Genomic DNA, 14620 nt, shown 5'->3' on the forward strand with positions numbered 1-14620 from the left:
CACATTAAATCGAAAGTATAGTAACTTTTCCACATGTGGATAGTTTTGTTTCATCAAAAAACAGCCAAAAAAAAAGATCTATCTTTTCGATAGATCAAATTTATTTCACCGGTTCGATGACTAGATGGCGATTCGGTTCCACGCCTTCCGAATATGTTTCCACATCCAACCGATTCGCTAAAGCATTATGGATAATTTTCCGTTCGTAAGAAGGCATCGGTTCCAATGCAACTTTTTTTCCTGTCCGGATTGCCTTGTCCGCCATTCGCTCAGCCAATTGCTCCAAAGCAATTTGACGGCGCTCGCGATAGTTTTCAACATCCAGACTTACCGTCACATATGATTTTGCATTTTTGCTTACAACCAATTGGGTTAATTGTTGCAAAGCATTTAAATTGCTTCCGTGTTTTCCAATAAGGAGTGCCGCCTTTTCACTTTCCAGTTTGAAAAGAATCGTTTTACCTTCCGTTTCCGTTTCAATTTTCAAATCGTTAATTCCCAATGCTTTTGCGATGTCTGTCAAATATTGAACGGTACTTTCGATAGGATCAGCGTAATCTTCCTGAACCTCATCCATTGTTTGTATTGCATTCTCGCCCTTTATTTCATTTGGTTCAACCGCTTCAACAACTGTTTCCGGTTCATCCTTTTCCGATGGGATTTCTTCTTGAATTTCTTTTTCTTCTGTCAAAGGTTCAATTAAAGTTACCCGAACCTCTGCAGGACGGGCACCAAATCCCAAAAACCCCTTTTTTGCTTCTTGCAATACCTCTATTTCCACTTGATCCCGTGTCGCCCCAAGCTGTTGTAACGCTAAAGCGATTGCTTCATCCTTCGTTGAGCCAGTTTGTGTTATTTGTTTCACTTTTTCGCTCCTCCAGTTGTCGCAGGTTTTTCAGATTCCTTCTTTTCCCAAGGTTTCTTATAAATAAAGATATTTTGCACTACTGAAATAATATTTCCGACCACCCAATATAATGACAATGCCGCCGGTAAGGCCATACCAAATCCAATGATCATCAGAGGCATAATATATAACATCATTTTCATTTGAGGATTGTCCACCGCCGGACCAGTCATTAATACAATATATTGGATGACGCCGGCCGCAATAGCTAGAACAATACTTGGTTCCGCCAATGGGAAAACGAGAAACGTGCCAAGTTCAAACTCCGGTGTCACATTCATCCGGCTGATCGCATGATAGAGTCCGATGATGATCGGCATTTGAATCAAAGCAGGTAAGCAGCCCATCATTGGATTGACGCCGCTTGTTTTCATTAATTCCATCAATTCTTGTTGATATTTTTGTTGTGTTACAGCATCTTTTGAACTGTATTTCTTTTGAAGTTCCTGCATTTTTGGTTGCAGTTCCTGCATTTTTTTCGAACTCTGCACCTGTTTTATTGTGAGCGGAAGAATTGCCAATCGAATGATAATTGTGACAGCGATAATTCCCAATCCATAAGATCCTAATAGATCTGAGAAATATTTGATAATGGAGACGATCGGCCAAACAATAAATTGATTCCAAAAACCTTCGCTGTCTTCTGAAATCGGTTCGCGATATTCGGTACAGCCGCTAAGCAAGATGGTGGCTATAGATAAGGTTAACAGTATCCAATATTTTTTTTTCAACGCTGCTCCTCCTACAGTTTTACAGATCTTTCTTCTTTTTTTCATCATCTTCAGCTATTTTACCATGATTTTACGCCTTTGCTCCACAGATAGTTTCATTTCCATCGGCACAAAATTGATGGCGCTTACAAAGCGAAGGAAAATTACCTTATTCCTCTTTTCTTCTATTCAATGCCTTAGAAATTTTTAATACATGTTCCAAACTTTTTTTCGTTTCATGGTAATTTAAATCGGCCGCCGGCAATCTGGCGATAATGACATAATCCATATCTTGACGGATTTCATCTTTTAATTCAAAAAAAACTTGTCGGATATAGCGCTTCACTTGATTCCGTGTAACGGCATTCCCGATTTTTTTTCCCACCGAAAGGCCGATTCGAAATTCCTTTTGTCCTTCCTTTGGCAAACAATATATGACAAACTGGCGATTTGCGTAAGATTTCCCTTCTTTAAACACTTGCTGAAATTCTTTATTTTTCTTTATCCTCTGGCGCTTCCTCACTCGATCACCTGCTTTTCTTTTCTAAAATTGAGAAAAAAAAGACCACTGAAGAATCAGTGGACTTATGCAGATAATACTTTTCTTCCTTTACGACGACGTGCTGCTAAAACTTTACGACCGTTTTTTGTGCTCATGCGTTTACGGAATCCGTGTTCTTTTTTGCGCTTAAGTTTTGATGGTTGATATGTGCGTTTCATCTATATTTACACCTCCAAAGTGATTGTTCAGTTTCAATTTTTACATATAGACCTGACTATTATATAAAAACTACATTCAGATTGTCAAATAGCGATTAATTACAGGAAAGTGAAAAAACCCCTTGGGATATTTTCAAAATATTTTAATAAATTATCCACAGAATAGTTGTAGATAATCACAAGGATTGTGGATAATTTTTTTCACCATTTTTTTATCCACAATTGTTATTGACAACTTTTTCACATAAACATACCTTGTGGAAAAAAATTTACGGATTCGTATGAATAATGTGGATAAGTTTATGGAGCTATTGAAACTGCTTAATTTTTTTGATAGGATAATTGTGCTTTACCTTGTGGAAAAGTATCTTGGGAAATATTTTATCCCCAACTGTTAATAACCTGTGGATAAAAATAAACACAACCTATGGAAAAAGTTATCCACAGGTTGTGATTTTGTGTTTTAATAATAAATGATGGATCCGTTTTTCATATAAACTGTAAAAAAATATTTAGTAAAGGAGTCACAAGCTTGGAACATTTAGACGAGTTATGGAGCAAGGTCCTGGCCCGAGTAGAGCAACAAATTTCAAAACCAAGCTTTGAGACGTGGTTAAAATCGACTAAATTGCTCTCTTACAAAGGAAATAATGTGACAATCGCGGCGCCCACTTCTTTCGCGCGTGAATGGCTCGAAAACCACTATGTACATTTAATTGCGGGAATCTTGTCCGAATTAACCGGAGAAGATCTGTATATTAAATTTGTTGTTCAAAAGGATCAGGACAACGATGATTTTGATATTCCGGCACCGGTCATTCAAACGAAGTCAAATGAGCCTCAAGAAAGCCCACATAGCATGCTTAATCCTAAATATACCTTTGATACCTTTGTCATCGGTTCTGGCAACCGTTTCGCCCATGCAGCATCTCTCGCGGTTGCGGAAGCACCTGCCAAAGCCTACAATCCATTGTTCATTTACGGTGGGGTTGGTTTAGGAAAAACCCATTTAATGCATGCAATCGGCCATTATGTTCTTGAACATAATCCAAATGCGAAAGTGGTCTATTTATCTTCAGAAAAATTTACAAATGAGTTCATCAACTCAATCCGGGATAATAAGGCCGAAGACTTCCGAAACAAATATCGCAACGTGGATGTATTATTAATTGATGATATTCAATTTTTGGCTGGAAAAGAATCAACTCAAGAGGAATTTTTCCACACATTCAATACATTGCATACGGAATCAAAACAAATCGTCATTTCCAGTGACCGTCCACCAAAAGAAATTCCGACATTGGAAGATCGCCTGCGCTCACGGTTTGAATGGGGATTGATTACGGACATCACCCCTCCGGATCTGGAAACGCGGATAGCGATCTTGCGCAAAAAGGCAAAAGCGGATGGACTTGATATACCGAATGAAGTGATGCATTACATAGCAAACCAAATTGACACGAATATTCGCGAGCTGGAAGGAGCATTGATTCGTGTCGTCGCTTATTCGTCTTTAGTTAATCAGGACATCACCGTAGAATTGGCACAAGAAGCGTTAAAAGACATAATGCCTAACACAAAACCAAAAACAGTAACAATTCAGGACATTCAAAAGGTTGTGGGGGAACATTTCAATATCCGATTAGAGGATTTCACTTCAAAAAAACGCACAAAATCCATTGCATTCCCCCGACAAGTGGCGATGTATTTATCAAGAGAATTAACGGATTTTTCTTTGCCTAAAATTGGGGAAGAATTTGGTGGAAGAGATCACACAACGGTTATTCATGCTCATGAGAAGATTGAAAAATTGTTAAAAGTGGATCAACATCTGCAGGAAGAAATCAAGCGGATTCGCAGCATGCTTGGCAAATAAGGTTGTGGATAACCTTCATTTTCTTTTACAGGGTTATTCACAATGTATTAACATGTGGATATGTTGTCTGAACAGAAAAAATCACGCTTATCCACAAATCCACAGCGACTATTACTATTCCTACTCTTTTTATTTTAAAAAATAATAATTTAATAAGTGAGGTATGACGATGAAATTTGAAATCATGCGAGATCGACTGTTGGATGGGCTAAATGATGTAACAAAAGCCATCAGTTCCAAAACAACGATCCCTATCCTGACCGGGATAAAAATAGATGTCAGAAACAACGGCATTCTGTTGACAGGATCAGATGCAGATATCACCATCCAAACATTTATTCCAGCCGAAGAAAACGGCGATCAAATTATCAACATTGTGGAAACTGGATCCATCGTTTTACAAGCCCGAATGTTCAACGAAATCGTAAGAAAACTTCCTACAAATGATGTTGAAATCGAAGTGGTGAATGATTTTCAAACTCATATTCGCTCAGGAAAAACGGAATTCCATTTGATCGGTTTGGATGCATCCGAATATCCGTTATTGCCGGAGATCTCCAACGATAATAAATTCGAAATACCGGCCGATTTATTGAAAGCGATTATTCGCGAAACAGTATTTGCGGTTGCAACAAGCGAAAGCAGACCTGTGCTCACAGGGGTAAAATGGATGATAGAAAACGACGAATTGATCTGTGTTGCAACAGATAGCCATCGTTTGGCGCGGAGAAAAGTGAAACTGGAAACTTTACCGGGCGATATTGAGTCAATCGTCATTCCTGGAAAAAGTCTCAATGAATTGAATAAAATTTTGGATGAAACAAGCAATCCTGTTGAAATCACAATGTCCAACCAACAAATTTTATTCAAAACGGATCACGTATTATTCTTCTCCCGTTTGCTGGAAGGAAATTATCCGGATACTTCCCGCTTAATACCAACGGAATTCAAAACCAATATTACGTTGGATGGAAAAACATTATTGCAAGCAATTGACCGCGCCTCTCTTGTGGCCAGAGAAGATCGGAACAACGTTGTCCGTTTTGAAACATTGGAAGATGAAGGTGTGAAAATTTCATCCAATTCACCGGAAATCGGAAAAGTGGAAGAACAAATTCCGGTTCACTCAAACGAAGGTGAAGAACTGGTTATTTCATTTAGTGCAAAATACATGATGGAAGCATTAAAAGCGATTGATGGGCAAGGGCAGGAAGTAATCATTCAATTTACCGGTGCAATGAGACCATTCATTCTACGTTCAGTGAATGATGATGCCATCCTTCAGTTGATACTGCCGGTGAGAACATATTAATTTTTGAAAAGTGTAGATATAGCCGAATTTCAGGCTTGTCTACACATTTTTTTTACTCAAAACGTATTGGGTCTTTCATTAAAACACGGGATTTGGCGGCAGGTTTTACGACATTATATGTTGTGAAACTTTTTTTATACTAAAAATCAAAAAATTTTAGTTGAAACGATTTTAATATTCGTTTTTTAATTCTGATTGGAGAAGTATGTAAGCATGAATAAAGGTTTGAATTAGAAGCTTTTCGTCAAAAATTAAGGTAGGCATCCGTTGCTTTTCTGGCTTATTGGCGAAAATTAAGGTAAGATTAATTGATAGATGTTCGTTTAACGGAGGCTGAATTTATTTGAATGAATTAGTTATTGACACGGAATTCATCACGCTCGGTCAGGTGTTGAAAGTGACCAATGTGATCGGCTCTGGTGGTATGGCCAAATGGTATTTGGAAGAAAACAATGTGTATGTCAACGGTGAAATTGAAAGACGACGTGGACGAAAATTAAGACATGGCGATTTCATCAATATTCCTGGTTGTGGAAGATATGTAATTGTAAACAAGAACGGAGAAAAGGAATGATTATTGAACGTTTACAACTTACCAATTACCGCAATTATGAATCTCTCAATTTAGAGTTTTCTCCAAAAATCAATGTCCTCATTGGAGAAAATGCCCAAGGAAAGACGAATATTTTAGAATCCATCTATGTATTGGCGATGGCCAAATCCCACCGGACGAGCAATGATAAAGAATTGATACGTTGGGAAACAGACTATGGTAAAATAAAAGGGGAAATCAAAAAACGACATGTTAGCTTTCCTTTGGAGCTTTTAATTACTAAAAAAGGGAAAAAGGGAAAAGTTAACCATATTGAACAATCGAAACTAAGTAACTATATAGGTCAAATTAACGTTGTCATGTTTGCGCCGGAGGACTTGAACATCGTAAAAGGAAGTCCGCAAGTGCGCAGACGTTTTATTGATATGGAAATTGGCCAAATTTCCCCCGTTTATTTGCATGAACTGCTGAATTTCCATAAGCTCTTAAAGCAGAGAAACCAGTTATTGAAAAGTTATCAAGAAAAACAAAAAATCGATGAAGTATTATTTGATATTTACACAGAACAATATATTCAATCCGCTGTACAAATTATTCGTAAGCGTTTTGAATTTGTTGATCTATTACAGGAATGGGCGGAAAAGATCCATTCCGGCATCTCTCAAGGAATGGAAAAGTTAAAAATAAAATACTTCACAACCAAAGGAATTGATAAAGATTGGTCCATCACCGATATATCTACATACTTAGCGGAAAAATTCGCTCAAGTGAAAGAAAAGGAAATGGAAAGGGGCCTGACACTCATCGGACCTCATCGTGATGACTTGCAATTTTTAGTCAACGATTATGATGTTCAGGTTTATGGATCGCAAGGACAACAAAGGACAACTGCCCTTTCTTTAAAGTTGGCTGAAATTGAATTAATTAAGCAAGAAACAGGAGAATCACCTATATTGCTTTTGGATGATGTATTGTCAGAATTGGATGATTTCCGTCAATCACATTTGCTGAATACGATTCAAGGGGAAGTACAAACATTTGTGACAACTACAAGTGTTGATGGAATTCACCATGAGACATTACAACATGCGAAAATGTTTCACGTGAAACAAGGAAAAATAGAGACTGAATAGTTGATCATTGGATTTTATAGGATTTTATGTGATGAAATAAATGCATACTAGGGTATGAAAGAGTAGGTGAACGTGGTGGCTTTAGAAGATAGTAAAGTTCAGGGAAATTATGATGCTGAACAAATACAAGTTTTAGAAGGATTAGAAGCTGTCCGCAAACGTCCAGGAATGTATATTGGTTCAACAAATTCAAAAGGTTTACACCATTTAGTGTGGGAGATTGTAGACAATAGTATTGATGAAGCATTAGCTGGTTATTGCGATAAAATTCATGTAACGATAGAAAAAGATAATTGGATTCGTGTGGAAGATAACGGCAGGGGGATACCGGTAAGCATCCATGAAAAAATGGGTATTCCTGCCGTTGAAGTAATTATGACTGTACTCCACGCTGGAGGAAAATTTGGAAGCGGCGGCTATAAAGTTTCCGGAGGTTTGCATGGTGTTGGAGCTTCTGTAGTAAATGCGCTTTCCGAAGAAACTGAAGTGTATGTAAAACGGGATGGTCATATTTATTATATTAAGTTTGCTAGAGGGAATACGGTTGTACCGCTAAAAGTGTTGGGAGATACAGATGAAACTGGAACGACAACACGTTTTAAAGCGGATCCGGAAATTTTTAAGGAAACGACTGTATATGATTACGAGACATTGGCAACCCGCTTGCGTGAACTGGCTTATTTAAACCGCGGCATTAGGCTGACATTGACAGATGAGCGCGGGGATGAAGTGCATTCTGATACTTATTATTACGAAGGCGGAATTCGAGAGTATGTAGAGCATCTAAATGAGTCGAAAGAGCCGATTCATGAAACGATTGATATTATGGGGGAAAAGGATGGAATTTCCGTTGAAATTGCATTGCAATATAATGCGGGATACTCCACTGACATTTATTCCTTTGCAAATAATATCAACACTTATGAAGGCGGTACCCATGAATCTGGGTTTAAAACGGCTTTGACTCGTGTCATTAATGAATATGCACGAAAAAGCGGCATGATTAAAGATAACGATGCAAATTTAACAGGTGAAGATGTCCGCGAAGGTTTAACTGCCATTATATCTGTAAAACATCCGAATCCTCAATTTGAAGGGCAAACAAAAACGAAATTAGGAAATTCGGAAGTAAGTGCCATTACAAACCAAATCTTTTCGGAAAGCTTTGAACGATTTTTATTAGAAAATCCATCGATTGCTAGAAAAATTGTTGAAAAAGGAATAATGGCTGCTAGAGCTCGTGTTGCGGCCAAAAAAGCCCGGGAATTTACAAGAAGAAAATCAGCGTTGGAAATTTCAAATTTACCAGGGAAGCTTGCTGACTGTACTTCTACAAATCCGGCAGAATCTGAAATTTTCATTGTCGAAGGGGATTCAGCGGGCGGATCGGCTAAATCAGGTCGTGACCGTTACTTCCAAGCCATCTTGCCTTTGCGCGGAAAAATTTTAAATGTGGAAAAAGCCAATTTAAACCGCATTTTATCCAATGCGGAAATTCGCGCCATGATCACAGCCTTTGGTACAGGTATCGGGGATGAATTTGATCTAGAAAAAGCCCGATATCATAAAATCATCATTATGACCGATGCTGATGTCGATGGAGCACATATCCGCATTCTATTGCTAACATTCTTCTTCCGATTCATGCGTCCGCTTATCGAAGCAGGATATGTATATGCTGCCCAACCGCCTCTTTATCAAGTAAAGCAAGGAAAGCATGTAGAGTACTGTTATTCAGATGAAGAACTTCAGGAAATTTTAAAACGCCTTCCAGATAATCCAAAACCTACAATTCAACGATATAAAGGTTTAGGAGAAATGAATGCTGAACAACTATGGGAAACAACGATGGATCCAGAAAGACGTACGTTGCTTCAAATCCAATTGGATGATGCCATTAAAGCCGATCAAATCTTTAGACAACTAATGGGCGATGAAGTAGAGCCCCGTAGACAATTTATTGAAGAAAATGCAGTATATGTTGAAAATCTAGACGTTTAATATGCATGAAAGGAGGGCTCATCCATGGCTGAAAATATTAATTCAGAAATCAAACAAGTGAAAATTAGCGAAGAAGTTCAAAAATCTTTTTTAGATTATGCAATGAGCGTCATTGTTTCCCGTGCCCTGCCGGATGTGAGAGACGGCTTGAAACCTGTTCAACGCCGTATTCTTTACGGCATGTATGAATTGGGAAACCATTCAGATAAACCGTATAAAAAATGTGCCCGCATCGTAGGAGATGTAATGGGGAAATACCATCCCCACGGAGACTCTTCCATCTATGATGCACTTGTGCGGATGGCGCAGGACTTTAGCTATCGTTACGTTTTAGTGGATGGACATGGCAACTTTGGTTCAGTTGATGGAGACGGCGCTGCTGCCATGCGTTATACGGAAGCCCGCATGTCAAAAATTGCGATGGAGATGCTTCGGGATATCAATAAAGATACGATTGATTATGATCCAAACTATGACGGAACTGAAAAGGAACCAAAAGTATTGCCTTCTCGGTTCCCTAACTTGCTCGTAAACGGAGCTTCAGGAATTGCTGTTGGTATGGCAACAAATATTCCTCCGCATCAATTGGGAGAAACAATTGATGCGGTTATCGCAGTAGCGGAAAATCCTGAAATTACAACAGATGAGTTGATGGAAATTATTCCAGGGCCAGATTTTCCGACAGGCGGGATTATTTTAGGACGAAGCGGAATTCGTCGCGCTTATGAAACAGGACGTGGCACAATTGTTGTGCGTGCAAAAGTGGAAATTGAAACAAGTTCGACTGGAAAAGAAACCATTGTTGTAACAGAAATTCCATATCAAGTGAATAAAGCGAAGTTAATTGAAAAAATTGCTGAGCTCGTTCGGGATAAAAAAATCGAAGGAATTTCCAATCTTCGTGATGAATCTGACCGCCGGGGCATGCGGATTGTTATAGAAGTAAGAAAAGATGCCAATGCCAATGTGGTGTTGAACAACTTATACAAACAAACGGCCATGCAAATGAATTTTAGCGTGAACATGCTTGCCCTCGTTCACGGCCAACCAAAAGTATTAAGTTTAAAAGAAGTGCTTTATCAATATTTAGAACATCAAAAAGAAGTCATCACCCGCCGTACTCAATATGAATTGAAGAAAGCGGAAGATCGGGCACATATTTTAGAGGGCTTGCGCATTGCTCTTGATCATATCGATGAAATCATCAATATCATTCGTTCTTCTCGCACAGGAGAAGAAGCAAAACCCATTTTAATGGAGCGCTTTAACTTATCGGAAAAACAAGCACAAGCCATCCTCGATATGCGCCTCGTTCGTTTGAGCGGACTGGAAAGAGAAAAAATAGAGAATGAATATCATGATTTGCAAAAACTTATAGGCGAATTAAAAGCCATTTTAGCTGATGAGTCAAAAATTATTGACATTATTAAAAAAGAACTGTTAGAAATTAAAGAAAAATATAATGACCAACGCAAAACTGAAATTGCTCCCGGCGGTCCGGAAATGATTGAAGATGAAGATTTGATCCCAAGGGAAGATTCCGTCGTTACATTGACCCATAGAGGATATATTAAGAGATTGGCGGCCAACACATATCGCAGTCAAAGACGCGGCGGCCGCGGAGTGCAAGGAATGAATACCCACGAAGATGATTTTGTGGAACATTTATTGTTCACATCTACCCATGACGTCATTTTATTCTTCACTTCCAAAGGGAAAGTGTATCGGGCAAAAGGATATGAAATCCCTGAATACGGACGTACAGCAAAAGGTTTACCAATCGTTAACTTGTTAAATCTTGAGAAAGAAGAAAAAGTTACGGCGATGATTGGTGTAAAAGAATATGATGAAAATGCGTTCTTCGTCTTTACGACAAAAATGGGGATTACAAAGCGCACTTCTTTATCCCAATTTGCCAATATCCGCAATAACGGTTTAATTGCAATTCATTTGAACGAAGATGATGAATTGATTTCTGTCCGATTAACAGACGGTTCAAAACATGTTGTCATTGGTACCAGAAACGGCATGTTAATCCGTTTTGAAGAACAGGATATTCGTGAAATGGGCCGTACCGCAGCCGGAGTACGCGGTATTAAACTTCGCGAAGGCGATTGGGTAGTCGGTATGGAAATCGTCGAACCGGGTCAAGATATTTTGGTCGTAACTGAAAAAGGTTACGGAAAACGGACGCCTGAATCTGAATATCGCCTGCAAAACCGGGGTGGAGTAGGCATAAAAACGATTCAGATTACAGAGAAAAACGGCCCAATGTGCGCGGTAAAAACCGTGGACGGCACAGAAGACATCATGTTGATTACAAACAATGGCATACTCATCCGTATGGACGTGAATGATATATCTTGTATCGGCAGAAATACGCAAGGGGTACGGCTAATCCGCTTGGCCGAAGATGAATGCGTGGCAACAGTAGCTAGAGTGAAGAAAGAAGAAAATTCCGATGAAAACGATATAACAGAAAAAGAAGAAAATGATAAAGCCTGATATGTAAAGGAAAATGAAATAAAAACATGAATAAATTCCTTAAACAGAAACATCGCTTTATTATGATGTTTCTGTTTTTTTATTCGAGAGTTTTGCAAAATTAGATTTTTATTAAAAAGAGTTTTAAAAGAAGAGGCTGGGACAAAACTAGCTTCTAGATAGGAAAAAGGAGAATTTGAGCCAACTCAAATTCTCCTTTTTCCATTTATCCCCATTATTTTTGGTTAGTTGATCTTTGTTGGCCGTGTATTTTCGTAAATTCACGGCCATTAAGGCAATGCCCATTTCATTTTCCACTTTCGATTTTCCTCGAACGGAAAATCGAGTGAAACGCAAATTAGCCTTCAAGAATCCAAAAACTGGTTCTACGTCTATTTTACGTTGACGGAAAATAGAACCAGCTTTTTCTTCTGAAAGCTTCGCTCTTACATATTCTTTTTGTTGTTCCCATTTTTCATTCACCATGACCTTTCGGTGATTGCCTTCCTTTGCTTTTGTGCATGATGAACGAAATGGACATCCTGAACAGTTTTCACATTCATAGATTTTCAATTCTCGTTTGAAACCAGTCTTATCTGTACGTACAGAACGATAACGGAAGGTTACTCGCTGCTGATTTGGACAAATGTAGGTATCACTTTCTTCGTCGTACATCCAATTGTCTGGATGAAATGGATTTTGTTTATATTTCTTCTTTTGTTCTTTCTCATACATGGTATATGGAATGAGTGCCTCACATTTTCGATTCGAAAGGATGTCTTCATAGTTTTGTTCACTACCATAACCAGCATCTGCGACAATATACTTTGGCAACGGAAAATAATCCTTTTCTATCTTATTCAAGAACGGAATTAATGTACGTGTATCAGTAGGATTTGGAAAGATGCTATAAGCTAGTGCGTATTGACCTTCTGTTGCGATTTGTACGTTGTATCCAGCCTTCAATTGACCGTTTTTCATATAGTCGTCTTTCATTCGCATGAACGTCGCATCTAAGTCTGTTTTGGAATAACTGTTCCGTTCCCCCAAGATGTCCAAGTCTTTTTGGTATTTTTGTTTTCGTAGAATGAAGTCTATTAATTGTTTGTACGCTTGTTTTGGATATTTTCGTTCGCTTCTTAATGCTTTTCGTTCTGTGGCATCGGGCGATGTTTCTATCTTTTGGTCATATTCCTTAATGACTTCATCGACTTGTTGCACCATTTGAGCGAGTTCTTCAACGGACAGTTCTCCCTCATTTTCCCGCTCCATTTCAGGGATGATTTCTTTTTCTAATAGTTCGTTGTATAACTGATTGGACTTTTCAATTAAGTTTTGGTTGTATTTTTCAATGGATTTCTTCCATACGAAAGTAAATTTATTGGCATTCGCTTCAATCTTCGTACCATCGATAAAAATGGCTTCTTGATCGATTAACTTTTCTTCCACCAGTTGGCAACGGAATTGGACAAAACATTGACGAATTAATTCTTTTACTTCCGGATGCACACGAAAACGATTGATCGTCCGATAACTTGGTTCATATCCTTGTGCCAACCACATCATTCGTATACTGTCCTTTAATAGCGCTTCAATTTTTCGACCTGAAAAGACAGACTGCGAATAGGCACACAAAATAATTTTTAGCATCATGCGTGGATGATAAGCAGGACAACCTGTATTTCGAAGAAACGGCTGGAAGGCTTCATCTGGAATACTTTCAACTAAATGGTGAATGTGGAAGGCAATATCATTTTCTTGTAATTTTATTTCTAAATCTAGAGGCAAAACTAATTGATTCATGTTATAATATTTGAACATAAGGACCCTTCTTTCTGTTAGGTTTTGTGTGCTAACTTAATTTTAACAGAAGAGGTCCTTATTTTTTATTGAAAAAATGAAAAACAGCCCATGAAATTTCATTCCAAAATTTCATGGGCTGTTTCCATTTTAGAGGGGGTTTTGTCCCAGCCTCATTTTGTATCTTTGGTTTACAAATATTCTGTTTGTCCTTTTTTGGGCGTACTTGCAGAATTTTTCGCTTTAAAAATTTTTTAAGCGGTTTGTTGCTTTTTACTCTCTTTTGCCATTGCGAGAGCTGAAACCAGTAATACGATGGCGTTCAAGTAAATATGAGTTTTTACTTTATCGATTCCCCACACATGCAGGGAGTTCGCTGTAAGATAACTTTTCATTCTTGAATTGCACCGTTCTACACTGGTTCGCTCATTGTAAAGTTCTTTCCAACGTTTGGAATCGCGGTGTGGATTAGAGTACCGGCGAAGATCCTTATTCACGTTAATTTTTACTACCATTCCATAGTTGGAGGATGAACAGGCTGCCATTCCTAATGGGCAATCCACTTTTCCGGTTGCGTGTGGACATCTGAATTTGAGCTGATCCTTATTGGCGCCCCAATAAGTCATTTCGTACCCCATCGAACAGCGTGGGGTTCCATTGGAGGCAATTCCTTCGGGAGGCTCCTTTTCATTACGCAAATTGAGTGGAATAATAGCTTGAGCCCCGATGTTCTTGGCGGATTCGTAGTTTTTTAGCTGGTCGTACCCACCATCCATTATCAGGAAATCAATTTTAGAGTTTGTACAACTCTTTACTTGTTCAATTAATTGTGGTGCGACATCCCCATCGTTGATATGAGCAGGGGTTACTTCAATCGCCATTGGTAATTCACTTTTGGTGTCAACGGAAAGATGCATCTTATAGCCAAACCAAGTAATTTTATTACCGAAGGAATCAAACTTTGCCCCCCAATTGGCGTTGCCTGTTTGTTCACTTCGCTTCTTAGGCTGCTTCTTTTCATAAGCATCAATGGCGGCACTGTCGATAGCCTGATGTTTTCCATCAATTACTCCTTCCTCTTGAGCTAACTGGACGAGATCTTGAAAGATTCTTTTCACAAGTCC

At 38.6% G+C, this 14620-nt stretch carries 12 protein-coding genes (1 of these 12 only partly in view); 6 read left to right on the forward strand and 6 right to left on the reverse strand.

What is annotated here, in order from left to right:
• Positions 1-100 precede the first annotated feature (100 nt).
• From jag to rpmH, 4 genes are all read right to left on the reverse strand, one after another.
• A complete protein-coding gene (gene jag / locus NST13_RS12085) occupies positions 101-865 on the reverse strand; it encodes an RNA-binding cell elongation regulator Jag/EloR (RefSeq protein WP_342580683.1) in 765 nt (254 codons plus the stop codon).
• Positions 862-1638, reverse strand: a complete 777-nt coding sequence (gene yidC, locus NST13_RS12090) for a membrane protein insertase YidC (RefSeq protein ID WP_342470752.1) — start codon at positions 1636-1638, stop codon at positions 862-864. The genes jag and yidC overlap by 4 nt, the downstream gene beginning before the upstream one ends.
• A 148-nt stretch (positions 1639-1786) precedes the next feature.
• Positions 1787-2140, reverse strand: a complete 354-nt coding sequence (rnpA, locus tag NST13_RS12095) for a ribonuclease P protein component (protein WP_342470751.1) — start codon at positions 2138-2140, stop codon at positions 1787-1789.
• 62 nt (positions 2141-2202) lie between these two features.
• Positions 2203-2337, reverse strand: coding sequence for a 50S ribosomal protein L34 (gene rpmH / locus NST13_RS12100; RefSeq protein ID WP_208651115.1), 135 nt, complete (start codon positions 2335-2337; stop codon positions 2203-2205).
• 532 nt (positions 2338-2869) lie between these two features.
• On the opposite strand from rpmH, the gene dnaA reads away from it, so the two are divergent.
• From dnaA to gyrA, 6 genes are all read left to right on the forward strand, one after another.
• Positions 2870-4213 (forward strand): chromosomal replication initiator protein DnaA, encoded by a 1344-nt coding sequence (gene dnaA, locus NST13_RS12105; protein WP_342470750.1) that lies wholly within the window; start codon positions 2870-2872, stop codon positions 4211-4213.
• 169 nt (positions 4214-4382) lie between these two features.
• Positions 4383-5525 (forward strand): DNA polymerase III subunit beta, encoded by a 1143-nt coding sequence (gene dnaN / locus NST13_RS12110; RefSeq protein ID WP_342470749.1) that lies wholly within the window; start codon positions 4383-4385, stop codon positions 5523-5525.
• A 343-nt stretch (positions 5526-5868) separates the two neighbouring features.
• Positions 5869-6099: a S4 domain-containing protein YaaA gene (gene yaaA / locus NST13_RS12115; RefSeq protein ID WP_342470748.1), complete on the forward strand. Its 231-nt coding sequence runs from the start codon at positions 5869-5871 to the stop codon at positions 6097-6099.
• Positions 6096-7211 carry a DNA replication/repair protein RecF gene (gene recF / locus NST13_RS12120; RefSeq protein WP_342470747.1) on the forward strand — a complete coding sequence of 372 codons (1116 nt, stop codon included), beginning with the start codon at positions 6096-6098 and terminating at the stop codon, positions 7209-7211. The genes yaaA and recF overlap by 4 nt, the downstream gene beginning before the upstream one ends.
• A gap of 75 nt (positions 7212-7286) precedes the next feature.
• Positions 7287-9212, forward strand: a complete 1926-nt coding sequence (gene gyrB / locus NST13_RS12125) for a DNA topoisomerase (ATP-hydrolyzing) subunit B (RefSeq protein WP_208651106.1) — start codon at positions 7287-7289, stop codon at positions 9210-9212.
• 24 nt (positions 9213-9236) lie between these two features.
• Positions 9237-11717, forward strand: coding sequence for a DNA gyrase subunit A (gene gyrA / locus NST13_RS12130; RefSeq protein ID WP_342580684.1), 2481 nt, complete (start codon positions 9237-9239; stop codon positions 11715-11717).
• A 147-nt stretch (positions 11718-11864) separates the two neighbouring features.
• Here the strand turns inward: gyrA and NST13_RS12135 are convergent, their stop codons facing one another.
• Both NST13_RS12135 and NST13_RS12140 read right to left on the reverse strand, forming a co-directional pair.
• Positions 11865-13517, reverse strand: a complete 1653-nt coding sequence (locus NST13_RS12135; RefSeq protein WP_342580685.1) for an IS1182 family transposase — start codon at positions 13515-13517, stop codon at positions 11865-11867.
• Between the two features lie 233 nt (positions 13518-13750).
• Positions 13751-14620 carry the 3' portion of a transposase gene (locus tag NST13_RS12140; RefSeq protein WP_027725900.1) on the reverse strand. 333 nt of this gene lie beyond the right edge of the window, so the window shows 870 of its 1203 coding nt (coding positions 334-1203); the start codon falls outside the window, past its right edge; its stop codon occupies positions 13751-13753.

It is taken from the genome of Ureibacillus sp. FSL W7-1570, assembly GCF_038593265.1.
Classification (GTDB): domain Bacteria; phylum Bacillota; class Bacilli; order Bacillales_A; family Planococcaceae; genus Ureibacillus; species Ureibacillus suwonensis.

What these genes read in the sequence shown, in the direction of transcription:
- recF (WP_342470747.1), top strand. Translation starts at nt 6,096, where the DNA reads ATGATTATTGAACGTTTACAACTTACCAATTACCGCAATTATGAATCT.
- NST13_RS12135 (WP_342580685.1), bottom strand. Translation starts at nt 13,517, where the DNA reads ATGTTCAAATATTATAACATGAATCAATTAGTTTTGCCTCTAGATTTA.
- gyrA (WP_342580684.1), top strand. Translation starts at nt 9,237, where the DNA reads ATGGCTGAAAATATTAATTCAGAAATCAAACAAGTGAAAATTAGCGAA.
- dnaN (WP_342470749.1), top strand. Translation starts at nt 4,383, where the DNA reads ATGAAATTTGAAATCATGCGAGATCGACTGTTGGATGGGCTAAATGAT.
- rpmH (WP_208651115.1), bottom strand. Translation starts at nt 2,337, where the DNA reads ATGAAACGCACATATCAACCATCAAAACTTAAGCGCAAAAAAGAACAC.